Origin of the sequence: Tumebacillus algifaecis (assembly GCF_002243515.1) — a bacterium.
Taxonomy (GTDB): Bacteria; Bacillota; Bacilli; order Tumebacillales; family Tumebacillaceae; genus Tumebacillus_A; species Tumebacillus_A algifaecis.
Genome location: NZ_CP022657.1, coordinates 978,494 through 1,003,327, shown reverse-complemented (window position 1 = coordinate 1,003,327; position 24,834 = coordinate 978,494). Strand labels below are relative to the sequence as shown.

Annotated in this window: 21 protein-coding genes and 1 other annotated feature; of the genes, 1 reads left to right on the top strand and 20 read right to left on the bottom strand. The window is 54.5% G+C overall.

Translation table 11 applies throughout. The annotated features are described in order from the left end of the window. Positions 1-134: 134 nt before the first annotated feature. The 10 genes from CIG75_RS04445 to CIG75_RS04400 all read right to left on the bottom strand — a co-directional run bounded on the left by CIG75_RS04445 (position 135) and on the right by CIG75_RS04400 (position 11,852). Positions 135-962 carry an enoyl-CoA hydratase-related protein gene (locus CIG75_RS04445; protein WP_094235563.1) on the bottom strand — a complete coding sequence of 276 codons (828 nt, stop codon included), beginning with the start codon at positions 960-962 and terminating at the stop codon, positions 135-137. A 5-nt stretch (positions 963-967) separates the two neighbouring features. Further along, positions 968-1,855: a nitroreductase family protein gene (locus tag CIG75_RS04440; RefSeq protein ID WP_094235562.1), complete on the bottom strand. Its 888-nt coding sequence runs from the start codon at positions 1,853-1,855 to the stop codon at positions 968-970. 75 nt (positions 1,856-1,930) lie between these two features. Continuing rightward, positions 1,931-4,726 (bottom strand): ABC transporter permease, encoded by a 2,796-nt coding sequence (locus CIG75_RS04435; protein WP_094235561.1) that lies wholly within the window; start codon positions 4,724-4,726, stop codon positions 1,931-1,933. Beyond that, positions 4,723-5,424, bottom strand: coding sequence for an ABC transporter ATP-binding protein (locus tag CIG75_RS04430; RefSeq protein ID WP_094235560.1), 702 nt, complete (start codon positions 5,422-5,424; stop codon positions 4,723-4,725). The genes CIG75_RS04435 and CIG75_RS04430 overlap by 4 nt, the downstream gene beginning before the upstream one ends. 76 nt (positions 5,425-5,500) lie before the next feature. Continuing rightward, positions 5,501-6,514, bottom strand: a complete 1,014-nt coding sequence (locus CIG75_RS04425) for a sensor histidine kinase (protein ID WP_094235559.1) — start codon at positions 6,512-6,514, stop codon at positions 5,501-5,503. Next, entirely contained in the window at positions 6,511-7,221 is a 711-nt protein-coding gene (locus CIG75_RS04420; protein WP_094235558.1) for a response regulator transcription factor, read from the bottom strand. The genes CIG75_RS04425 and CIG75_RS04420 overlap by 4 nt, the downstream gene beginning before the upstream one ends. A gap of 265 nt (positions 7,222-7,486) precedes the next feature. After that, a complete protein-coding gene (locus CIG75_RS04415) occupies positions 7,487-8,554 on the bottom strand; it encodes an HD-GYP domain-containing protein (RefSeq protein WP_094235557.1) in 1,068 nt (355 codons plus the stop codon). 75 nt (positions 8,555-8,629) lie between these two features. Further along, positions 8,630-9,403, bottom strand: a complete 774-nt coding sequence (locus CIG75_RS04410) for an SDR family NAD(P)-dependent oxidoreductase (RefSeq protein ID WP_094235556.1) — start codon at positions 9,401-9,403, stop codon at positions 8,630-8,632. Positions 9,404-9,598: 195 nt separating this feature from the next. Then, on the bottom strand, positions 9,599-10,945 hold the full coding sequence (locus CIG75_RS04405) for a lamin tail domain-containing protein (RefSeq protein ID WP_094235555.1): 1,347 nt from the start codon (positions 10,943-10,945) through the stop codon (positions 9,599-9,601). Between the two features lie 355 nt (positions 10,946-11,300). Next, the gene (locus CIG75_RS04400; RefSeq protein ID WP_094235554.1) at positions 11,301-11,852 is read right to left on the bottom strand and encodes a hypothetical protein; all 552 of its coding nucleotides are present in this window, start codon (positions 11,850-11,852) and stop codon (positions 11,301-11,303) included. 110 nt (positions 11,853-11,962) lie between these two features. Here CIG75_RS04400 and CIG75_RS04395 point away from each other — a divergent pair, with 110 nt between their 5' ends. After that, positions 11,963-13,558: a M2 family metallopeptidase gene (locus CIG75_RS04395; protein WP_094235553.1), complete on the top strand. Its 1,596-nt coding sequence runs from the start codon at positions 11,963-11,965 to the stop codon at positions 13,556-13,558. Between the two features lie 89 nt (positions 13,559-13,647). Here CIG75_RS04395 and CIG75_RS04390 read toward each other — a convergent pair whose 3' ends face one another. The 10 genes from CIG75_RS04390 to CIG75_RS04345 form a co-directional block, all read right to left on the bottom strand. After that, entirely contained in the window at positions 13,648-14,790 is a 1,143-nt protein-coding gene (locus CIG75_RS04390) for a two-component system sensor histidine kinase NtrB (RefSeq protein ID WP_094235552.1), read from the bottom strand. 170 nt (positions 14,791-14,960) lie between these two features. After that, complete coding sequence (argS, locus tag CIG75_RS04385; RefSeq protein ID WP_094235551.1) at positions 14,961-16,676, bottom strand: arginine--tRNA ligase; 1,716 nt, start codon at positions 16,674-16,676, stop codon at positions 14,961-14,963. 61 nt (positions 16,677-16,737) lie between these two features. Continuing rightward, positions 16,738-16,964, bottom strand: a binding site (T-box leader). Between the two features lie 48 nt (positions 16,965-17,012). Continuing rightward, entirely contained in the window at positions 17,013-17,252 is a 240-nt protein-coding gene (locus tag CIG75_RS04380; RefSeq protein ID WP_094235550.1) for a YkvA family protein, read from the bottom strand. A gap of 145 nt (positions 17,253-17,397) precedes the next feature. Beyond that, complete coding sequence (locus CIG75_RS04375; RefSeq protein WP_094235549.1) at positions 17,398-18,933, bottom strand: fumarate hydratase; 1,536 nt, start codon at positions 18,931-18,933, stop codon at positions 17,398-17,400. 133 nt (positions 18,934-19,066) lie between these two features. Continuing rightward, positions 19,067-20,407 carry a hypothetical protein gene (locus CIG75_RS04370; protein WP_094235548.1) on the bottom strand — a complete coding sequence of 447 codons (1,341 nt, stop codon included), beginning with the start codon at positions 20,405-20,407 and terminating at the stop codon, positions 19,067-19,069. Then, entirely contained in the window at positions 20,374-20,931 is a 558-nt protein-coding gene (locus tag CIG75_RS04365; RefSeq protein WP_157729376.1) for an RNA polymerase sigma factor, read from the bottom strand. The genes CIG75_RS04370 and CIG75_RS04365 overlap by 34 nt, the downstream gene beginning before the upstream one ends. Before the next feature lie 105 nt (positions 20,932-21,036). Next, complete coding sequence (gene murC, locus CIG75_RS04360) at positions 21,037-22,401, bottom strand: UDP-N-acetylmuramate--L-alanine ligase (protein ID WP_157729375.1); 1,365 nt, start codon at positions 22,399-22,401, stop codon at positions 21,037-21,039. Positions 22,402-22,579: 178 nt separating this feature from the next. Next, positions 22,580-23,461 carry a cation diffusion facilitator family transporter gene (locus CIG75_RS04355; protein WP_094235545.1) on the bottom strand — a complete coding sequence of 294 codons (882 nt, stop codon included), beginning with the start codon at positions 23,459-23,461 and terminating at the stop codon, positions 22,580-22,582. Between the two features lie 122 nt (positions 23,462-23,583). Further along, a complete protein-coding gene (locus CIG75_RS04350) occupies positions 23,584-23,850 on the bottom strand; it encodes a DUF6154 family protein (protein ID WP_227874354.1) in 267 nt (88 codons plus the stop codon). A gap of 247 nt (positions 23,851-24,097) precedes the next feature. Beyond that, a complete protein-coding gene (locus tag CIG75_RS04345; RefSeq protein WP_094235544.1) occupies positions 24,098-24,733 on the bottom strand; it encodes a hypothetical protein in 636 nt (211 codons plus the stop codon). Between the last annotated feature and the right edge of the window lie 101 nt (positions 24,734-24,834).

Here is a 24,834-nt window from a genome sequence, read left to right as displayed (position 1 = left end):
TTCATTCAAGCGAATCCTCTTCACATCGCTTGCAACAGGGTACGCTTTCGGCCCGCATTCCCCAAACGCTGGCCAGCAGAACTCGGGCACAGTAGATGCCATCGCCATCCTCACGCCTCCTGCTGAAGGCAAGCTTATCTCCCTTTATATACGCCGGGGCGCTTCTCAAGCAACGCCTGTACTGCTTCTTGGTGGTCCTCCGTCTCGGTCACAACAGCCATGTGCGAAGACACCAGATCGAGCGCCGTCCGCAGATCGGCAGTGGCACTCTGATAAGCCGCCCGTTTGATCAACTGCACCGCCACTGGCGGCTGGTCTGCGATCTTGCGCGCCAAGCGATACGTCTCTTCCAGCAGTTGGTCTGCCGAAACGACGCGGTTGACCATGCCGATGCGCAACGCTTCCTGCGCATCGATCATATCTCCGGTCAACAGCAACTCCAACGCTTTTGGCATCCCGACCAAACGCGGCAGATAATAGGCCCCACCATCTCCCGGTACGATGCCCAATTTCACATACGCCTCCGCAAAGCGTGCGGTATCGGCCGCGACCCGCAAATCACACATGAGCGCCATATCACAACCTGCGCCGATCGCATCGCCGTTCACCGCCGCGATCACCGGCTTATCGACCTGCTCCAGTGTCAGCGGTACGCGCTGGATCAGCTTCCAGAGCGAATTTTTCCGCGCTAAGCCTGTGCTGTACGTATCCAACTCCGACTCGCCCGGCTCCAAAAAGCCGCGCCCTTCGCGCATCGCCTTCACATCGCCGCCCGCACAAAACGCCCTGCCGTTCGCCGTCAGCACGACCACGCGAATGTCTGTGCGGTCGCGGCACTCCTCAAGCGCCTGCACCCACGCCTCGATCATCGGGATCGAAAAGGCATTGCGAGCCTCGGGCCGATTCAAGATGATCGTTGCGATGCCATCCTTGACCTCAAACAATAAATGTTCCAACGCCACTCACCTCACTCCACCAATTCCATGTCATGCTCCGCCAGAAAATAGGTCGCGATCGGATTGGCGAACTCATCGTCCGGTATCCATTTCCCTTCAATCCCCAGCGCGCGCACCGTCGCTTTAAAATGCAACATCGCAATCCCACAGCACAGGCGGCTCGAATTGGGTGCACCACGATAAACTGGCTTCTTATCCTTATACGCTTCCAAGCTCGACATCGAAATGCGCCCATCCCGATGATAAAACAACTGCCACGGTTGCTTGTTATAGGACGACGGCGCGACCTGCACCGCTTCTAAGCCCCGATCAAACCAACGCGGCGGTACCACATCTTCCAAATAGGAGATTTTGTCCAGCGACTTTCTGGCGCCTCGCTTCGTCCCAAACTTAAACAAGCCTTCGTACAGCGAACTCATGCCATCTTTTTTCGCAAAGCCAACAGGTGACACGGCCAGCACCCGCTCGCCTTTTTCCAGTCCGATCAGTTTCCCGGCCTCTTCTGGTCGGAAAAAACCGCCGATCCAGCAAGTGTCAAAGCCGAGTCGCGTCGCGTAGAGCACGCACTGCTCGCCCATATAGCCGGTCGCCTCATAGAAAAATGGGTCTTCCACATTCGCGATCATGCAGATCATGGCCGGAGCGTTCTGCACCGCGCCATAACTGCCGAGGAATCCTTTGAAAATTTTCCCGGTCGTCGCCACGCCTTCGAGCAACACAACTCTCGTGCGCGCACCAGGATACGCTTCCCAGCCATTTTGCAAAAATTGAACCAGTTTCTCCCGTTCCATCGCGGGGAGTGCTTCCCCTGTATAAGATCTCACCGAGTGTCGGTGTTCAATCGCCTCATATAATTGAATCGCAGTTTCCCGCTTCATCTGCCCTGTCGTTACTTCCATGAATGCGGCTCCTCTCGTTGCTATTCCCCCTGTCCTAGCATATCACAAAAGACTCTGTCAAATCGTGTACACAGGTCACGATCCGACATATTTTGTCGCTTCGGCTGGTGGCATTCGGAACACCTGACGCGCAGGCAACATCGTTCCGAGCAACACGATCAAGAGAGTACCGCCAACATACAGGCTGAGCTTGCCGTAAGGAAACAAGATCGTCACCGCATCACCATTGGCAAACAGTTCGCTCATGATCGATCCGACATAGGAGCCGATCACCGTTCCCAGCGTGATCCCGAGCATCCCGATCAAAAAGCCTTCCACCAAAATGCTCCAGTAGATCAAGCTCGGCCGCACGCCGATCGCCCTGAGCATCCCGATCTGTTGCCTGCGTTCGCGAATCACTCGCATCATGATGATGGTCAGACCGCCGCTCCCGATCAAAGCGGCCAACAACGAGAAGCTTTCGAACAGATTGAGCAGCATCTGCGGATACGCAGCGTTGAGCGCAAATTCCTGTTTCGGGATGCGCAGTGGATAGATGCCTTGCAGGGCCAACGCTTTTTCAACACTACTTAGCGTCTCGGCTGTAGCCTGCTCCTCTTGCAAGCGTAGCAGTAGCTCGCTTGCGATCAACTTCCGATCGGACGCGTACTGTTCGATCTCGCTCTGCTTGACGAACACGCCTGACAAGCTCGAGAAAGTATAGCTCTTTACATCATACGCAGCGATCCCGATGATGCGCTTGTGAATCCAACCGTCCGTACTCGATCGCTGATACGCAAGATCGCCCACCTGATGCCCTCGGACGTCGCGCTGTGAAACGATCATCACATTCGGATTGCTCGCCACTGCTAGCCACGCTTCGCGATCGCTCCGATACTGTGGATCGCGTTCGCTCAAAGACAGCGTGGTCTGCTCAGCAAACGAAAGATCGATCCCGTTGATCTTCGGATCGTTTTGGTCGATCGGCACCGGATCACTCGCTCCGGATAACGCCACCTGCCAGACCGACGCAACCGCCTCTACACTGTTGTCGTCCAACTCGCACGATCTGTCGAGCGCGGTTCGCAGTTCTACGGAACTCAGGCGCTTTCCTTCCACAGATGCCATCAGATCATACCCGCCCAAAATGGGACGGACATCGTAGGCGGCAAACTGCGCGGATAACGTCTCATTAAACACCCCAGACAGTGCGGTCAAGAAAAACACCAGTGCAAACATCAAGACCACCAACATCGTCCGCGTTCGTTGCAGAATCGGATAGCGTAGCGCCAGCCGCAACAAGGCAACCGTCCGCCCAAATGGAGCCAATAACTGTTGCACTACCACTGATACCGTACCAAACGACCTTGTGAGCAACACCGCGCCGACCATCGTCCAGAATAAACCGAGAACAAACAGCAACAGCGGAAACATACCAGGCGCCTGCTCTGGCAACCCCGTCCGAAATGAATCGGTAAGCGTCAGGAAAAAGAGGCCCACCGTCACGACAGCCGCAACCAGATACAGACTGGTGTGAAGCAAGGTGCGCCTGTCATGGCCGATCCGCCCACCCGCCTTGTCTACTGTGGCATCCAGCGCGTCAATGATCGACATGTCGGACACCTGTTTAGCCACCCGCCACGAGCAGAATTCGATCAGGAGTACACCCAACGCAAAGCCCTTCATCAGCGGTGAGAAACCTAGCTTGAAGTGATACTCGATCTGCAAGCCTTCCAACTGAGTCAACGCGCTGGCGAACAGGTCGCCAGTCGTAAGCAACATACCATAGGAGATCCCAATCCCGACGAGGGCTCCTATCGTGCCGGACAGCAGGGCATAGTACGTTCCTTCCAGTCGCAAGAGCCCAGCGAGGTCTGTGCGCGTCATGCCCAGCGCCCGCAAGACGCCAAGTTCCTGCCTGCGTTCTTCTGCGATCATCTTAAAGATGTTCACAATCAGCATCATCCCGATCGCAATCGCATTCCACGACGCGATGGTGAAAATCGGCAACAGCTTCATCGAATGATCCAGACCCTGTTCGGCAAGCCCGCGCACCTCTACGCCATGTAGGTCGCGGTCCGTCATGAACAGAACAGCCGAACTGTTTCCGATCCGCCCTGAGCTGAACAGGTACTGTTTGTGGGACAAGAGCAGATTCGTATACTGCCCCTCCGGCACTTCGCTCAGCTTGCGAGCGGTCTCCATCGCGACCAGCGCTGTCCCTTGCGCCTGCCCGATGCCGCGATACCCGGTCAACCCGCGCTCCGCCACCACCGCCCGTACGCGATATGCAGCCCCTTGCAGCATCACCACATCGCCTGCTGCGACCTCCAACCGCTTCGCCACTGGCTGAGACAAAACGATCTCATTCGCTCCTATGTCCGGCACGTCCTGCATCGCCCGCGCATCAAACTCCCGCGCCAACTGCTGATCAAATCCCTGCACATAAATGCCCGGCTGCAACAACACCGTTCGTCCGAACGTATCCGTTTTGCGAAGCTCCGTCACCAAGCCGATCGTCGGAAGCAACCGCTCCACATCCTGCACTTGATCCTGTTCAATCGATCGGCGTAACAGATCGACCACCTGTTCATCAAAAAAGTCAGCGCCAAGCTTGAGCTGACCCGTTGCTGGCACATCGTACCCGATGCGGCCAAACTGCTGTTCCAACAGGTCGTCACCGCTGCGTTCAATCGAGTGTTGAAACAACAGGGCGGAGGTGATCAACGCCGTTCCGATCATCGCGCCGAGCACGGTCAGCACAGTCGTCTGCTTGTGCTGGACCAGATTGCGCCACGCCATCCGCCGCAGATGCGGCGCGTTGCCCGCTGTGCGATAGGTCTTCCAGAGCACCCACAACAACAGCAGGCTCAGGAGCAGAGTGAAGATCATCGCGGCCCACTCCTCTCACGCTTCGTCACCCGCTCCTGCACAATCTGCCCGCTGTCCATGTAGATCACGCGATGCGCCCGCTCTGCCACTTCTGGATTGTGCGTCACGATCACAAAGGCGATGCCGTCCACCCGATTCAGATGGTCGAACAGATCGAGCACCAACTCGGTCGTCACACGGTCGAGCGCCCCGGTTGGCTCATCGGCCCAGATCACTTTGGGTCGGTTGACGATCGCCCGAGCCAGCGCCACCCGTTGGTGCTGGCCGCCGGACAACTCGCTCGGAAGGTGCTGAAATCGCTCGTGCAACCCTACGCGGGTCAATGCCTCCTCCGCCCGCTTGCGAGCGACTTTGACCGGAACTCGTTGAGTCAGCAAGGGCAACTCCACATTTTCCACCGCCGTCAGCACCGGAATCAGGTTGTAATTTTGAAAAACAAAGCCCATCTGCTCCGCCCGATACAGATCGCGCTGCACCTCGCGCATCGCCTGCAGATTCTGGCCTTCGATCAGCACCTGCCCTGACGTAACCGTTTCGATGCCCGACATGCAATTGAGAAGCGTCGTCTTGCCACATCCGGATGGACCCATCACCGCGATCATCTCACCTGGCTCGATCGTCAGCGACACACCGCGCAACGCTTCGACCTGTGTTTCCCCTTTGCCATACAGCTTCCACAGTTTGTGTACTTCAAACATCGTGCCGCACCTCCCCTGTTTTCCTAACTGTAGCGCAGCGGGTTTCAGTTCGTTTCAGAAAGTTATCAAGAAATTGTCAAGATACGGGAAACAGCGGCAGGATCAGCGTAAAAGCAGTGCCTTCACCGAGCTCACTTTTCACCTGCAACCTTCCGCTGTGCGCTTCGACAAACTCTTTGGCGATCGCAAGCCCGAGCCCCATTCCCCCCGACTGGCGGTTGCGCGAGCCCTCGACGCGGTAGAAGCGGTCGAACAGATAGGGCAGGCTTTCTGGCGGAATACCCGGCCCATCGTCGCGCACCACGACCTGCACCTTTCCCAGACCCACGCTCACGCTCACCTCCACTCGGCCTTCTGGCGGCGTGTAACGGATCGCATTGCCGAGCAGATTGATCAGCACCTGCTTGATCCGCACGCGGTCACAATAGACCTCTTCCTGTACAGACCCGGTCATGGCAAGCGTCGTCCCTTTCAACTCCGCTTCCAGCTCCAGCACGCTGGTGATCTCCGCGAGCAGTTCGGCAAACGGTACCCACGTCCGCTGCAACGGTAACGCCCCCGCTTTGGCCAGCGACAACTGCTGCAAGTCCTGCACCAGCCGGGTCAGACGAGTCGTTTCATCCAACAGCGGCACCAACTGCTCCGGCGCCAGTTCCACCTTGCCTTCCAGCATCGACTCCAACTGTCCGCGCAAGATCGCAAGCGGCGTGCGCAGTTCATGCGCCACATCGGCGACCAACTGATCCCGCGAGCGCGAACCGCGCGACAGTTCCTGCTCCATCCGGTTGAGCATCTGAGCGATCGGCTCCAACTCTTCCATCCCGTCCGCGCTCCATCTCGGCGCGTGATCCGCTAGCGCCAGTTTCACTGTGGTCTGCTCCGCCAGCGCTTCCAACGGGCGTGCGCTCCAGCGGGCCATGAGATACACAGCCGTCATCCCGATCATCCACAGCACGAACAGCAGCACCCAGAGCAACTCACCGCTCCCAGACGTCCGCTGTCCCGCCGCTACCCCGACCCAAGCCGAGACGAGCACACCACCGGTGAACAGGCCACCGTACATGTTGACCAGCCGTTTCTTCAGCTTCATATCGATTCCCCAAACTTGTAGCCCACCCCGAACACGGTCAAGATCAGCTTGGGCTGACCGGGATCGCGCTCGATCTTCTTGCGCAGATTGGAAATGTGCGTATCGATCGACCGTTCATATCCGGCATACTCTTCACCCAGCGCACTCTCCAGCAGTTGGAGTCGGCTGTACACGCGGCCCGGTGCAGATGCGAGCGTGACGAGCAGGTTGAACTCGGTCGGCGTGAGCGTCACTGCCGCACCATCGAGCCAAACTGCGTGCTTGCCAAGATCGACGAGCAAGGGCCCGCGCACCAACTGCTCCTTCTGTTTCTCTTGCGTAGGAGCTCCTCCTTGATTCGCTTTTTGTAGCCGACGTAGCACGACCCGCACGCGGGCCACCAACTCCCTGAGCGAAAACGGTTTGGTGATATAGTCGTCTGCCCCCAGTTCCAACCCGAGCAGTTTGTCGAACTCGTCCGTCTTCGCCGTCAAAAAGATGATCGGCACCTCCGAAAATTCACGCACCTTACGACAGGTGTCCAGCCCGCTCATCCCTGGCATCATCCAGTCGAGCAAGACCAGATCGACCTCACGCTGTCGAAGCACGGCGAGCGCCTCTGCACCGTCGCTCGATTCCAATACAGTAAACCCTTCCTGCTCCATATAGTTGCGCACAATCCCCCGCAAAGTCGCCTCATCATCAACCACCAAGATCGTGCCAGCCATCCCGCACACCTCCTCAAATCAAACTGACGCCCAGATCGAGCGCGCTAACCTACATAATCACCGCTTGATCTGCTCCGCGCCACATCACCCACGCTATATAAAACAAAAACAAGATCCCACATCCAAGCTACACATAGCGCACCAGATCGATCTGCAACACCAGCACCTCCAGCAAGATCAACAGTGCATCGCACAGTGCCGCCGTCACAACCGAATCGCAAAAAGCCACCCGTTACGGTGGCTTTTGCAGATCGTACCATAGAAATTACTCTTGCAGTACTTTTTTAATAAATACGGTAGTCTCTTGCGCCAAATCGACTTCCTTGACATTGTGCGAGTCCCAGTCGCCATCTTCCTTGGTGAAGACGCGCACGACGGGACGGGTCGGCAGCCCTTTGTGCTGGCCGACGACCACACCGATCTGACCCGTATCCAAGCGCACCGACATCCCAGTTGGGAACACGGCCACCGCCCGCAGAAACTGAATGACCACCTCATGGTCAAACTGCTTACCAGCCAGACTCATCAAATATTCGGTCGCTTCATGTGGGAGCATGGGCAGTCGATCCTCGTCACCAGAGATCAGATTGTCAAATTCGTTGGCGACAGCGACGATCCTGGCAAACAGATGGATTTCTTCTTCCTTCAACCCGCGCGGAAATCCGGAGCCATCAATAAACTCGTGATGTTGCAAGGCACAGTGCGCGGCAACGATCGAGATGTCATTCTTCTTGCGCAACCGCTTGTAACCGCGCCACGTATGCTTTTCGTCGTTGGAGAGCCCTTTTGGCATATCGCTCTCTTCCTGCTTTTTCTCCGTGTCTGGCACTTCGACCTTGCCGATATCATGCAACAAGGCACCGACCGCCAAATCGGACAACTGCGCGCGGTTGAAACGCATCGCGATCCCGACGACCACCGACAGAATGCAGACGTTGAGCGAATGGACGAACAGACGGTTGTCCACCGTGCGGATGTCAGTCAAGTTGACCAGAACCTTTCTGTTCTTGATCAGCTCGTCGATGATCCCACTCGTCGTTTGCGACATCATCTTGGAATCGAATTCATTTCCGCCTTGGATGCACTGTACAGCAATGGATAAATTGCCTAACGCCTCGCGCCTCGTCTCTTCGGATACTACCTCTTCGACGACAACGTCTTGGAAGCGTTTATCCTGAATATAGATCATCGTCACACCCAGGCGGCGCAATGTGCTGATCATCCCGACCGTAAGCTGGACGTCTGTATTCAACAACGGACGGCCATCAGCTGTATAGATCGATCTTGCGAGCACATTGCCTGCCTGCACCATATCAATCGCTACATGGCGCATAAGAGTCTCCCCTTTATACGTTCCTAAATCATCTTCATAAAACGACAAATTCTACTATCTCTTAATTTACCACATTTACAAGCGACGTGCCACTTTCCCCGCTCCTGCCTGATCGGTCGGCTTGACGATGATCGTGTCGATGTTGACATGTTTGGGACGGGTCGCCGCAAAGGCAACACAGTCTGCGATGTCTTCCGCCGTTAGCGGCGTCATCCCGGCATAGACCTGATCTGCCTGCTCCTGATCGCCCAAGCGGACCAACGAGAATCCGGTGTTGACCATGCCTGGATCGACAGTCGTCACGCGAATCGGCAGTCCAAGCAGTTCCTGACGCAGCGAATCGGTGATCGCTCGCACAGCAAACTTGGTCGCACAATACACTGCGCCACCCGCATACGCTTGATGCCCGGCGATCGAACCGAGATTGATCACATGCCCGTTGCCGCCTTTGATCATATGCGGCACGCTCTCCCGGGTCATCAACAGCAAGCCTTTGACATTGGTGTCGATCATCTGATCCCAATTGGTTGTATCCGCTTCATCGATCACGTTCGACACGCCTTTGGCCAGACCTGCGTTGTTCACTAACACGTCGATGCGCCCATACTTTTCAACCACGGCGGCGACAAAATGTTTCACATCCGCCTCGTTGCGCACATCGAGCGTCATGACAAACGGCTGCACTCCGGTCTCCTTTGCGATCGCCTGTGCCACTTCGTCCAGTTTGTCCACGCTGCGTGCGCCCAGCGCGACTTGGAATCCTTCGCTCGCCAAAGCCAGCGCACTGGCCGCACCAATTCCGTTCGACGCCCCGGTGATCACCGCTACTTGCCCCTTGCCTCTGCTCATGTTCAGTATCTCTCCTTTGCATCCTTTTGCTATAGATTGACCAATTCGCGCAAGAAACGGCGATTCCTTTTCTCAAATCTGCATTCTGCATTCCACTTGAGCACTCAGCGCGAGCACGAACGGAACACCCTGGCCCTGCCAAACGAAAAGAACTCCCGAGCCAGAGCCGGGAGTTCTTGTGCTGTTCCGCAAATCCTACAGGTCTTTCGCCAGCCATTTCACCGTGTTCACAGCAAGCTTGGCATGACCGTATTGCGGCCAAGAGTTGTAGTTCGCAACCGAAGTCAAACCGGAGCCATCGTTGTAGGGCGAGGAGTCGCCAATCGCAGATACACGGCCGCCAGACGGAAGCTGGGACGCCACCACATACGGGCCGACCGATGTGTCGGTCAGGTAGACGAGACCTTTGGCATAGGTCGAGTTGGTGATTGTGAATGTCGCTCCGTTCCAAGCGGCAACGCTTGTCACGCCATTTGTAATCGCGTGGGCGCGCACATCGGTCATCGGCTCTTGCGTGATGTCATTTTCATTGACGCGGAAACCGAACGACTTGCCGATCCACTCGTTCGCAGCATTGTACTGACCTTGCAGGTACCCGTTGAAAATCTCCACCGAGTCCCATCCGTCATTGTTGCGGTCGGACACGATATGGTCAGAAATGATGTAAAGACCTTTGCCGCTGTTCAAAACAAAGTTGTTGATCGCAGTCTTCTCCGCCGCTGTGAAGTTCGTGTTCGGCTCCGGCAACACAAGCACGTCCACACCGCTCAAGACGGTAGAGGTGATCGGCGCCGTATTTTCACGAACGGTGTAGCCTGCGTTGCGCAGCGCGGTTGCAAAATCGGAGTACGCACCGTTGATCACCCAGTCCGCATTGCCACAGGTGTTGCAGTGCGCGTTGTCAAACAGAACGACCTTGTTGCCGCCAGTCTGAGGTGGAGTCGTGCCACCATCTCCGCCGCCACTGTCGGTGCTGATCGAGTTTTTCGCGTTCGGTGTCCCGTTCAGCGCGGTCGATTGGCCCCAGGTAGCCTGCAGTGTAGAAGTACCGTCTGCCGATTTGCGCTCCAAGGAGTAGCCGTTGCCATTGCCGCCCCAAGAAGTAATGAATTCAAAGCCGTCGATCTTGTCGGCAGCACTCCACATGCCGTCTTTGTTGCTGTCGCGCACAAGATACACGCCGTCGCCGGAGTTGGAAAAAGCAGGTCCGGTCGAAGTCCACTTCAGCGTAGCGGACGAATTGGAAGCCCCGATGGTCAGATAGCCGCCTGCCGGAATGGAAGTGCCTGTCGGAATCCAATATTCACCTTCCGCGGTGTCGGTGCCTTCGTTGTCCGACAGAAGGAGCCCGGATACGTCGATCGCAGCGGACGTCGGATTGTACAGTTCCACCCATTCCCCGCCCGAAGTTTGATTCCACATCACTTCGTTGATCACGATGTTGCTCGCCGCGTTCGCATGGTTGAAACCAGTAGGAAGAGCGGCCGTGCCCACCAAAGCAACGGCCAGCATCGCAGCGCCTAACAGCTTGTTCTTTTTCATAAGATTACCTCCCGATCATTCTGATTTAGCCTGTGTTTACAGGTCTTTTGCCAACCACTCCACGGTGTTCACCGCGAGTTTGGAGATGCTGTATAGTGGCCAAGAGTTGTAGTTGGCCACAGATGTCAAACCGCTTCCGTCATTGTGCGGGGAAGAGTCACCGTTTGCTCAGTGGCCGTGAAATTTGTGTTCGGCTCAGGCAGAATCAAAACACACACGCCTGCTAAGACCCTAGTAAAAGTTTTATCGGCCCAAACGTAATTATATATCAGAGATGTTCAAATATCATTAAGAAATCATTAATAAAATTCATTTTTCGAGAAGTCAGACATCTGACCAAATAAAAAGAACCCGCTCAGAGCGAGTTCCCGATGTCTTCAATCGTTTCTAATGAGGAGACAAAATGCTCCAAGAGCGGCACCACATCCTCGATGTTGTCTTCATCGATCTTGCCGCGAAAAGATAAGGTGATGCGGTAGATCCCATCTGGCTCCTCCATATGTTTGCGCTTTTCGGGCTGCGGCTCAAATGGCGCAAGGCGTTCATGCACCACCTCCGCCACTTCGGCCCACACCGCTTGAAAATGATCATCCAAGGCGGGACTTTGCACAACCATCCGCTCCGGCATTTCGAATGACATAGTCAAAAGCACGCCCGGAACTTCATCGGCCAGCCGCATCAGCCGCAGCTCGGAAGCAAAATCGACCAAGGTCGAGGTCAGCTCCAACTTGCCGATACAGGTTGCATGTTCCGGTTTCTCTACCTTCATCACAAACGTGCGCGCCATCGTGGCGAGATTGACCAGATCCTCACGCCCGGAGACCAAGATTCGCCCCTCGCGGTCAAGATCGTACAAGGCCCCTTCAAACACCACTTTCAAATTGTCATAGATGGTCGGATCGAACACCTTTCGTCCCTCCGTTTCTGCTGAGAATTCTTCTACTTCCTATGGTACAATAAGGGAATACAACCAAGTAACACTTCTACAGAATCTAATTATATAGAGGGGGATATACATTGAACACCGAAATGCAAAATTTTCTGGATCGCGTGATTCCAACGTATCGCAAACTGACGATCGATTCTTCGATCGCCTACTGGGAAGCCACCAATCACGGCAATCCAGAAGCGGAAGCACGCTACAGCGCGCTGAAATCAGAATATATGAAACTGCTGGCCAACCGTGAAGATTTCGCAGAACTGAAGCGATTGAAAGAGAGCGGCGCGGTGACCGATCCACTGCTCGCCCGTCAGTTGGTCATCCTCTATAACCAATATGAGCAACAGCAGATGGACGATGCCGACATCGAAAAGCTAGTCGCGATGGAAACGGAAATCGAGAGCATCTACAACACGTTCCGCGCCACGATCGACGGCGAGAAAAAATCGGACAACGAAATCAGCGACATCTTGCGCCAAGAGCTGGACAACACCAAACGCCAAACGGCATGGGAAGGTTCCAAGCAGATCGGCGTCGCTGTTGCCGACAAAGTGCTGGACGTGGTTCGCTTCCGCAACGCGATCGCGAAGAAGCTCGGCTATGACAATTTTTACACGATGAACCTGACATTGCAGGAACTGAACGAAAGCGAACTGTTCGATCTACTTGGCGAACTGGAGCGCCAGACGCTGGCTCCTTATGCCGCGATGAAGCAGGAACTGGATGCGGAACTGTCACAGCGCTACGGCATCGACCCGTCGCAGATGCTCCCGTGGCACTATTCCGATCCGTTCTTCCAAGAGGTCCCGGTGATGTCCGACCTCGATCTCGACAAGTATTTTGTCGATCAGGACGTGGTGGCGCTGACCAAAAAGTATTTTGACAGCATCGGTCTGACCGACATGCAAAAGATCATCGACAACTCCGACCTGTACGAGCGCGAAGGCAAGTACCAGCATGCCTATTGCACAAACATCGACCGTGAAGGCGATACGCGGATGCTGTGCAACGTGCGCAACAACGACTACTGGATGTCTACGATGTTGCACGAAGCGGGCCATGCGGTGTATGACTACTACAACGACCCGTCGCTTCCGTATGTGCTGCGTGATGCGGCGCATACGCTAACCACTGAGGCGATCGCGATGCTGTTCGGCCGCCTGACCAAAAGCGCAGACTTCCTAATCCAAATCGCCGGCGTTCCGGCTGATGAAGCCCACTCGTTAGAAGCGGAGTTCAACAAACAACTAACGCGCACCATGCTGATCTTCGTGCGTTGGAACCTCGTCATGACGCACTTCGAGCGCGACCTGTACAAGAATCCGGAACAAGACCTGAACAAGCTGTGGTGGGACTATGTTGAGCGCTTCCAACTTGTCACCCGTCCGGAAGACCGCAACCTCCCCGACTGGGCGGCAAAAATTCACCTCGCCGTCGTGCCGGTCTATTACCAAAACTACATGCTGGGCGAACTGACCGCCTCGCAATTGCAAGCGGCGCTCTCTCGCGACCTGAACATCACCTCGATCACAAGCGACACGCGCATCGGTGAATGGCTCACCCAAAAATTCTTCAAACCAGGTGCTCGCTGGTCTTGGAACGAAAAGATCGCCAAGGCGACTGGAGAACCGCTGAGCCCGCAATACTTCGTCACCCAATTCGTACAAGCATAAATCAACAACATAATCGACAAAAAAGGCCGGGGAATCTCCCCGGCCTTTACGTATACTTGACGGTCTGTGGCGTGTTCCCCCAGCCGCTATTATTTGGGTAAGCGAATGGTGATCGTCGTACCGACACCTTTTTTCGATTGGACGTCCAGATGGCCGCGATGCTCTTTGATGATCTTCGAGGATACGGTCAGACCAAGCCCCGTTCCTTCCGTTTTCGTGGAATAAAACGGGCTGCCGAGGTTGTGCAGCTCCTCGTCGGTCATGCCGATACCCGTGTCGATCACCTGTAGGACGACATACTTTTCGTCCTCTTCTGTGCGCACCGTCAGCGTACCGCCGACGTTCATCGCTTCCAGCGCATTTTGCATCAGGTTGAGCACGACCTGTTGGATCGCCTCTTTGTGCATCTGCACGGACGACAGCACGCTCAGTTCTGTCACCACCTGAATGTTGCGCAAGATCGCTTGGTTCTGCACAAGGATCAGCACCCGTTCGATCACCGTATTTAAAGAGATCGTCTCCCGAATCACATCGCTTGGCTTCGTCATCAAGAGGAAGTCGCGGATGATCTTCTCCATCCGATCGACCTCTTCGACCATGATGCGCGTGTACTCCTTGATCTCGCCTTCCTGCTCCATCGTCTTCAGCCGATGCAACAACTGCAAAAAACCTTTGATCGAGGTCAGCGGGTTGCGAATCTCATGCGCCATCGCAGCTGCCAACTGCCCGACAACTGCTAGCTTCTCAGACTGGATGATCTCACGCTGGAACTTTTTCTCCTCGGTCACATCGCGGAAACAAAGCACTGCGCCGACCCGAAGCCCTTGTTCATCGAACAGATCGGACCACTCAAAATCACTCAAGATGCGCTCGCCAACCTTCAGCTCGATCGCGCCCTTTTGCATGATCTGATCCAACAAGGCCTGTGGGTGTTCGGGCTGCAGACGGCTGAGCACCTCGAGCGCCGTCTTGCCTTGCAGATCGGCCAGCGTTCCTTTCAGCCAATCGCGTCCCCGCTGGTTGATCTCGACCAAGGTCAGATCAGGTTGAAACAGCAGGATCGCCCGCGGGTCCGCTTCGATCACATAATGGTAGCGGGCGTGGAGCAGAGCCCCTTCTTTTTGCCTGCGTCCATGTCTTCCATACGGGCTGTATCTATTGAAAAAGAAGGCAGATCCTGCCACACAAACTACCGCAATCGCCAAAGACACACCGAGAACTAAGAAGTCCATCGAATCCCTCCTAGAAGCGGGTTCGTCCACAGGGGTATAGGCCCGCTTTAGAAGAAATTCGGCGTTTTTTACTAGAACTCCTTCGTTGTTCTTAATTTTGTACACAACGAATGAAAATACCTTGCATTTTTTAATAAAAGGAACTAGGTAGCGTTCCGCTGGCTTATTCCTTACATCTCAGCAGGTGCTTCCAACCCGAGCAGGCGAAGACCTTCCTTGAGCGCGATCGCCGTCGCGGCCACCAGTTGCAAGCGTGCCTGTTTCACCGCTTCATCCTCGGCGAGCACGCGAACGTTCGCGTAAAATTTGTTAAATGCTTGCGCGAGGTCGATGATGTATTTGCCAAGCACCGACGGGTCGAACTCGTCTGCTGCACGCTTGATCACATGCGGGAAGTTGAGCAAGAGCGTGACCACCGCCCAAGACTCCGGCCCTTCCAGCGCCCCTTCAGGCAGAGTGACCGCTGTGTTTTCCACATAGCCTGCTTTGCGCAAAATCGAGTTGGCGCGCGCATGTGTATACTGCACATACGGCCCGGTTTCGCCTTCGAAAGTCAACATCTCTTCCCAGGAGAAGTTGATGTCGTTCATGCGGTAGTTTTTCAAGTCATGGAAGATGATCGCGCCTACCCCGACTTGCTCTGTCACTTTGTCTTGGTTCTCCAGTTGCGGGTTCTTCTCGGCGATCACTTTTTTCACATCGTCTACCGCCGTCTGCAGCACTTCGTCGAGCAGAATGACTTTGCCTTTGCGGGTTGACATTTTCTTACCGTCTTTGAGCATCATGCCAAACGGGATGTGATGCATCTCTTGCGCCCACTCGTAGCCCATCTTTTCCAGCACTTTAAACACTTGGCGGAAGTGCAAGCGCTGTTCATTGCCGACCACATAGAGCGCTTTGGTAAATTTGTAGGTATCCTGACGATAAAGAGCTGCGGCCAGATCGCGAGTTGCGTACAGCGTCGCACCGTCCGATTTTTTGATCAGGCACGGCGGCATGTCATACTCGTCGAGCTTGACGACCATCGCCCCTTCGTCTTCTACGAGCAGACCTTTGGCTTCCAGTTCGTTGACGACGCGATCCATCTTGTCGTTGTAGAACGCTTCGCCATGCAGGGAGTCGAACTTGATGCCCATCAGTTCATACGTTTTGTTAAACTCCTGCAAAGACTCATCGCGGAACCATTGCCAGAGCTGCTCGGCATCGGCATCGCCATCTTCCAGCTTTTTAAACCACTCCCGACCTTGATCTTCCAGTTCCGGATGCGCTTTGGCTTCCTCATGAAACTTGATGTACAGGCGGAGCAGTTCAGGGATCGGATTCTCGCGCACCGCCTCTTCGCTACCCCACAGTTTATAGGCGACGATCAGTTTGCCAAACTGGGTGCCCCAGTCGCCAAGGTGGTTGATCCGCACCGGGCTGTAGTTCATCTTTTCCAGCAGATTTGCAAGCGCGTTCCCGATGACGGTCGAGCGCAGATGACCCATCGAAAACGGCTTGGCGATGTTTGGCGACGACAGGTCGATCGTCACATGCGCGCCACCGCCGAGGTCTTGGGCGCCATAGTTCTCACCTTGCGTCAACACCGCTGTGATCACATCGCGGGCGACCGCTTGCTGGTCGAGGAAGAAGTTGATGTACGCACCGACCACTTGCAAGTTGGAAACCGGCACGCCCGCCTCTTGCAACGCCGGGGTCAATTGGGCCGCCACATCTGCCGCGATCACAGGCGGCGCTTTGCGCAGCGTTTTCGCCAATTGGAAGCAAGGGAACGCAAGGTCACCCATCTTTTGATCTTTTGGCGTTTCCAGCATTTTGGTGACGGTCGCTAAATCGAGGTTGACCACCTGTGCAATCTGTTCTGCAATCTTATGTTTGTACGGCATCTTCCACACACACCTTTTTATCAGAATAGTTCAATCAAATAAAAAAGCTCTCGTCTCCTTGGAAAGAGACGAGAGCTGTTGCTCCCGCGGTACCACTCTTGTTGCCCGTCTCATCGACACGAGCCAACTTCTGCATCTGCTGTAACGGGCAGTCCCGGCACACCCTACAAAAAAAGTTCAGGCAGCGTCTCAGAGGTGCGCTTCTCCACATGCTTCCCCGTCAGGCTTCCACCATCCCTGACTCGCTGGCGTTCCGCAAGCAGATACTCGCCTCATCACAGACTGTATATTTTTCATATTATAACGCAAAGATTTCCATCCTGCAACCGATCCCGTTTAGCCGACGATGCGGTTGCGTTTGACATAGCGGTTGTACGTCTTATAGAACAGGCTGGCCGTCCCGACCAGGCAGGCAAGATCGTCAGCATAGCCGACCAAAAACAGAAAATCGGGAATCAGATCGATCGGGGAGATGATATAGACGATACCACCTGCGATCAACAGTTTATCACGCCGCGGCGTGTGTGGGTCCTTAAACATGCCAACAACATTTTGGAAAAAACCAGGCTTATCCATTTCGCACGCCCTCCCTCTTTTGCTACCATTATAACCAAGCGGACGGTGAAAATGAAAGGGACGACACGAGATTGGCAATATTTCTTACGATAAGAAAAACAACCCTTCCTCCAATCGGGAAGGGTTGTCTTGTGATCAAGCGAGCTTAGAACACTTTCTCTGCAAAGTCGGAGAGGTTGTTCAGCGAGAGGTTATCGATGTCAGCATGCAACGAGTTCCCGTGCGAGTCCATGGTGACGATCGCTGCGAAGCCTTCGACTTCGAGGTGCCACATCGCTTCTGGAATACCAAATTCCATCAGGTCTACGCCTTTTACCTTTTTCACGCAACGTGCATAGTATTGCGCGGCGCCGCCGATCGCGTTCAGGTAGACTGCGCCGTGCTCCTGCAAGCCTTTCAGCGTTTTCGGACCCATACCGCCTTTGCCGATGACGGCGCGCAAGCCGAACTTTTTGATGATGTCCGCTTGGTACGGCTCTTCGCGGGAAGAGGTGGTCGGGCCAGCCGCCTTGACATGCCATTCACCGCTGTGATCTTTCATCATGACCGGGCCACAATGGTAGATCACGCCGCCGTTCAAATCAACAGGGGAGGTGTGCTCCGGCTCGATCATGTATTTATGGAACGCATCGCGACCAGTGTGCATCTCACCGTTGATGATCACCACATCGCCCACTTTCAGATCGCGCACTTGCGCTTCGGTGATCGGAGCTTGCAATACCACGGTGCGCGTGTCATCATCGCTCTCCACCGCTTCTTTCTTCGACACATCGATCGGATCGACCGCTTCTTTAAACTGCCAGTCTTTGATCGCACCAGTCTCTGCATCGAGCACGACACCCAGACGGCGGAACGCCCAGCAGTTGTAGGCGACCGAAACATAAAACGATGCCGGGAGACGGTTCATCACACCGATTTTACAGCCGAGCAGAGAGACTTTGCCACCAAAGCCCATCGTGCCCACGCCGAGGTGGTTCGCCTTCTCCATGATATAGTCTTCCAGTTTCGCAAGGTCTGCGATCGGGTTGACATCATCGGTGCGGCGGAACAGTTGGTCTTTGGCCAGCGTGTAGCCGGAGGTGCGATCACCGCCGATGCCGACACCGATGAAGCCTGCCGAGCAACCTTGCCCTTGCGCCTGATAGACCGCGTGCAGGATACACTTGCGGATGCCATCTAGGTCGCGGCCCGCCTTGCCGAGCCCTTCCAGTTCGGTCGGCAGCGAGTATTGAATGTTCTTGTTCTCACAGCCGCCGCCTTTGAGGATCAACTGCACTTCAATCTCATCGCGTTCCCACTGTTCGAAGTGGATCACCGGAGTGCCCGGGCCGAGGTTGTCGCCCGAGTTGGTTCCGGTCAGCGAATCGACCGAGTTCGGGCGCAGTTTGCCCATCTTGGTCGCTTCGACAATCGCTTCCTTTATCTCTTTCTTCATGATGATCTGGTTCGCACCGACCGGAACGTGCACGTGGAAGGTCGGCATGCCGGTGTCTTGGCAGATCGGCTGCTCTTCTTCCTGCGCCATCACGATGTTTTCCGCGATCGTATCGAGTGCGAGCGAGGAACGATTGCCCAACTCCTCTTCCAGACGCGCTTTCGTCACCGCTTTGCGAACGTCTGACGGCAGATTGGTCGAGGTTTCGATGATCAGTTTCAGCATGCTCTCTTTAAATTGTTGCATGTATTATCTATCCCCTTTGTCAAGCGGTTGCCCGCAGGTTCCGTGGTAAACTCTCAACCCCTTCATTATAGAAAAGTTCCCTCAATCTTGCAAAAGAAAAACACCCCGCAACGAGACGCGAGGTGCCAATCTGCTAGTTTTGCTTCACGTTTGTTTCTTCTTTGACCACTCCGCTCTCCAGGTCCACAGACAGGGACCAATTGCTCTCCGGGCCGGGGATCAGTTTGAGCACTCGAGTCGGGTATGTCTCTGGCCCCGTGATCATCGGAACGCGATCCATATAACTCACGTCGGGCCGATCCCATATTTTTTGCGACGTTTTTCCATCGGCGCCAACCTGCCACAACTGCAACCTCCCATAGCGCATTTTCGAACTGGTCGTCGGTTCGTAAGGTTCATTCTCCCCCCAGGTCGAGACCAGATACTCGTAAGGCCCAGGCGTCTCGGTCATGATGATTCTCGTCTCGGAGCCTGCCGCCATGATCGGTATCAATTCATATGTTCGCAGGCGGTACTGATAGAAAGTATGCTGCCAGCCCGTCATTTTCTTGTTCGGCTCGTCGCGAACGAAGTCGGCAAGAAAATGCAGGACACCCTGCTCTGCGCGCACCACTTTAGCCGTTCCATTTTTCGACTCGGCGAGCGTTACCCACTCTTTGTCGCCCTGCTTCAACAGAATCTGATACCCGTTGCTGATCACCACATACTCGTCTTCCATCACAAGTTGGTTATAATAGCGTTCCTTCGTTTCGAGCAGAACGTCCAGCTTGCCGCTCTTCCACTCCGCCGCCACGATTTGCTGAGTTAGGGTCGAGTGGTCGAGTTGCGCGAAGATCACCTTGTCTGTCCGCATATCCCCTTCTCGTTGCACCAGAATCTCACCTGTTGTCGCCAGCTTTTGTACCTGCAAGGTGTTGAAATCGAGCAGATACAGGCGATCCTCAACATTCGCGCGCTGCTTTGTAACATTTTTGACAAGCAGCGCGATCGAATCGTCACGCTCCCCGTAAAAACTGATCTGCTCGTCGGGCGTAAAGGCAAACAACTGCGTCCACTCGCCATCCTGAACGACAAAAACTGCTTCCGCGTTATAGATCAGCTCTACGTTGCGCTCAGGGGACCGATAGAACATGGTGAACCCGAGCGATTTGTACTTGGTCTCCCTCTGCTTCCAATCATCCTGATCACCCGATTGGACGCTCGGCACTTTGGTCTCGGGTGGAAGAGGCTGGCCACTCGACAGAAAGCCTTCCATCCGCACGGGGATGAAAATGGCCAGTGCTACCACGGCAAGACCGACAACTCCTGTCAGCAAATGATTCCATTTTGACCAAAACAGTCGGCGCCGCCCTGTTTGCCGCACCTGCTCCCAAGCGGCCGCCCGTTCCTTGGCCAGTTCAAAATCGGTCGGGGTCGTTTTCAATTGCTCGAACGCTCGCTCTAAACTTTCTGGTAGTTCGACTCGATCTTGCATGCAAGTTCCTCCCCTCGTTCCCAAATGTCGCGCAGTTTGATGATGGCGCGGTGGGTCAGCACACGCACCCTCGTGTCGTTCGTGTTCATGATGATCGCCGCATCGGACACCGAAAAATCATGCAGATAGCGCAGCACGATCACTTCCCGATACTGCTCGGACAACTGTTCAAGCGCCACATGCAATTCGCTGCTGAGCAAGCGCTGCTCCCATTCGGCCTCCATCGTGTAGCTCGCTTCTGCTTCCGCTTTGATGTCCTGTTCATACTGCTTTGCGATGCGTTTTCGCCGGAAAAACTTGCGCCACATCGAGTTGAGCTGATTGTGAGCGATGGCAAAAAGCCAAGTCTTATATCCGCACTCGCCGCGAAATTTTTCAAAATTGCGATATGCTTGAATGAAAATATCTTGCACGAGATCTTCAACCTCTTCGCGATGCTGTACCGACTGCCGCACAAAACGGTAGACATCCCCGTAATGATCGTTGTACAGCTCGCGGAAGAGTCTCTCCGTCTCTCCTTTCACGCGCTCGCCCCCTTTCTGACTATTGGTGGTCACGAAAACGATTTTCGTTACAAAAAAATAAACCGGGGTTCCCCCCGGTTCTGATGATCAGATGATTGCTTCTCGTTATACATGTACCGCGATCAATCGTTCGCCGATGCCGCGGATGTCGCCCGCGCCCATCGTCAGCACCAAGCCCGCTTTTCCGGCACGTTGTTGCAAAATCCATTCTGTGCCCTCTTCCAGTGTGTTCACGAGATGAACGGTCTTGCCGCGCGCCGCAATTCGCTCGGCGAGCAGATTGGTCAATTCTTCCGCACGATCGCCCACTTCACGAGCCGATTGATAGATCTTGACCAGCATCACTTCATCGGAAAGCGTCAGCGCGTCGGCAAATTCGTCGAGGAATGCTAACGTCCGCGAGACCGTGTGCGGTTGAAACACGGTGAGCAGGTGATCGCGTGCGAACGAACGCTTCACCGCTTTGAGCGTCGCCTCAATCTCACTCGGATGATGCGCATAGTCATCGTACACCTCAACATCGCCCAGACGGCCGAGATAGTCGAAGCGACGATACACCCCGCCAAAATTGGTAAACGACTTTTGTACCGCCTCGAACGGAACCTGCAAGATTCGCGACAAGGTGATCGCAGCGAGCACATTCAATACGTTATGTTCGCCGATCGCGCGCACCTCAATCGTTCCCAGCTGCTGTCCGCGTTCCCATGCCATGAAGCTGATCATCCCGCGCTGCTCTGTCACATCGGTCGCATAGATGTCATTTGTATGATTCAATCCAAAATAGAGAATCTTACCTGTGGAGACGAGTTGACGGCACAGCGCTTGATCTCCCCAAGTGATCAAATGACCATCTTCAGGCACTTTGTCCACAAAGGTCTGAAAGGCATCGAACACATCGTCGATCCCTGAAAAATAGTCCGGATGGTCAAAGTCGATGTTGTTGATGATCGCAATTTTAGGGCTATAGTTATGAAAATTGCGGCGATACTCGCACGCCTCAGCCACCAGATGGCCAGTTCCATACCGACCGTTGGTGCCGATGTTGTAGTTCTTGCTGCCGATGATGGCCAGCGGATCGAGTTCGGCAAACAAGAGCATGTTGGCGATCATCGAAGTGGTCGTCGTCTTCCCATGCGTGCCGGAGACGGTGACGGTCGATTCCATCCGACTTTCCATCAAACGGCCAAGCATCTGCGGGTAGGTCAGCACTTCGATGCCAAGTTCTCTTGCTGTTTTAATCTCGATATGATCATCTCCGTATGCCGGAGAGTGGCAGACGATATCTGCGTCTTGTACATTGTGGGCAGACGGTCCGGAGATCTGCGTGATGCCAGCCTGGCGCAGCAGTTCATCCGTAAAGAAAACCGCGTCTGTGTCCGAACCGGTCACCTCGCAGCCCATGCGTGCGTACACTTGTGCGAGCGCACTAATCCCTGAGCCTTTGATTCCCACGAAGTGAATTTTCTGCACTGGACGTACCTCCCATGATCCTCTCCCAATCGCAATATCGCGAAATGGGGATAACAGTCTTAGTATGGGCAAAACCTGAACAAAATGCAATTGTAGAATTATTACAATCATATGTCTGATTGTTCGTGCAACACGAGCAGTCCGCCGAAATAAAGAGAGGACACCCCTCAGGGTGTCCCTATTTTAACGAATCATCCACCGGTTCGACATGGATGTGGACATATTCGATCTGCTCCTCTTCAAACAACAACTGTTCAATCTGCTCGGTGATATCATGCGATTCGCCAACCGTAAGCTCTGCATCGACACCGATCACCGCATCTACGTACACATTGCTGCCATGCGTGCGGGCTTTGATGTCGATGATCGAGCGCACCTGTGGCACGCATAGGATCATGCCTTCCAGCAGTTTCAGATGTTCCTCATCATACCCGTCGGTCAAGGCGTGCGTCGCTTCTCGGAAAATCCCATAGGCCGTCTTTAATATGATCACTGCCACCAACAGCGCAGCGATCGGATCGAGCCAATGCCATCCGAACTGGGCACCCAAAATCCCGACAAACGCACCGATCGAAACGAAGGCGTCCGAACGGTTGTCCGCTGCTGCGGCCAGCACCGCCTGGGACTTGATCCGCTTGCCAAGGCGTAGATTGTACTGCCCGACAAACAGCATGACGCCAGCCGAGAACAGAGCCACCCACATCCCAATCGGATCTGGCACGGCAAAGTCGCGGTGGATCATGCTCTGTATCGCATCCCACAACACATTGATGCCTACGCCCGCCATGATCAGCGCCGCGATGAACGTCGCCACCGTCTCCGCCCGATAATGACCGTATTTGTGGTCTTCATCGGCAGGTTTGCGCGCAATGCGCAGACCCACCAGCACGGCGACTGAAGCTACGATGTCCGTCGAGTTATTCAACCCGTCGGCAAACAGAGCTTTCGAATCGGACACGTAGCCGATGAACAGCTTCAGTGCAGACAAAATCAGATAGGCCACTATGCTGATCCATGCACCACGTTCTCCCTGTTTCATCATCGCTTGCTTGTCATCCATCGTCCCCGCTCCCATCTCATTAGACTCTGCATGTAAGATGGTACCCTCTGAACCCCGTTTTAGTCTACGGAAACGTTGTTGGGCGCGGGCAACAAACGCCTTGGGCTCCCGTCCCTGCACGCTCAATGGATGTCACCGCTCGAGGTGGTAATTTCTCCTCGGTGCTTGCCGACCCCCTCTTTGGTCATTTTCTCACGCAGTTGTTCGACCAGATAGCGCCCTAACATTTCGTACAGTTCTTGGCGATTCATCTGCCGAATGATGTCGAGCAAATGATCGCTTTTTAACTCTTCCAAGATCCCAGAGACGATGACGACCGCATCTTCCTCATCACCGACCAGTTGTTCTCTGTAGTGGCTGTAGAGATCGTTCACAAACTTCATCGTCATCTGTTTACACGCTCCTTTTGGGAAAGCTACACAGGGATAGTTTCCCCGCCGGTTCTGCGAAAAATTTGTTACATATCTTGCTATCTCTTGCTATCGTACTCGACAACATGCTATCGTGCTAGGCGAGCACGACAAGGCCATCCCACAGCTTGAAGCCTGACAGACAAAAAGGCGACAGGGTTTCCTCTCCACGCGAGTTTGGAACGTCCCTGTCACCTTTTCAGCTGGCATTCAATTGTAAGCTCCATCACTTCGGCTGTGTACCTCCGGCAATTTTTTGTGGAAACACCTCATAGATCATCATCTCGCGCCGCAGTTCTTCGAGCCGAACTTTGACACGATTCATCTCCACATGATCTTCCGCTGCAATCGCATCTTGCAACGAGACCAGTTCATAGTCCAACTCCAGCCGCAACACAGGAATTCGTTTGGCGATCGCTTGGCTTTTAAACGCTTTGATCACATCTTCACTCGACACATGAATCGGTTTTTCGTACACAACTTTTTTACGTGGTCCATTGAGTTCCATAATCGATTGCGCCTCCCCATTCGTTATTTTTGAAATCAAGATCGGCCCTTCCGTAAAATGTTTGATCACGGCACATCCTCTTGCACGAAACAAAGTAAATTGAAACGCTTGAATCAACCCCATATCATGCAGGTGATACGTTCCGGTCAGGATAAACTTTCCGGCTTGCTGAGCGAAGCGGAACTCCTGTTTATCGATGGCGGTGATCACCTTGAGGATCACGCCGTCCTGCCCTTCCCGCCAGTGCATGCTGGCACCGCTTTGCACCAGCTTTCCCAAAAATTGCTCCAGATCGGACTTCTGCAGTTCCATGCTGACATCGCAGTATTCGGCGTCCCAATTCTGCTTGGCCATCAACATCCCCCCCTTCTTTGTTTTATTATACTCAATATTCTGACTTTTTGCCATACCTGCTCGCTTCTTACTAATGGATACGTAGTAAACTCGTGTGATCT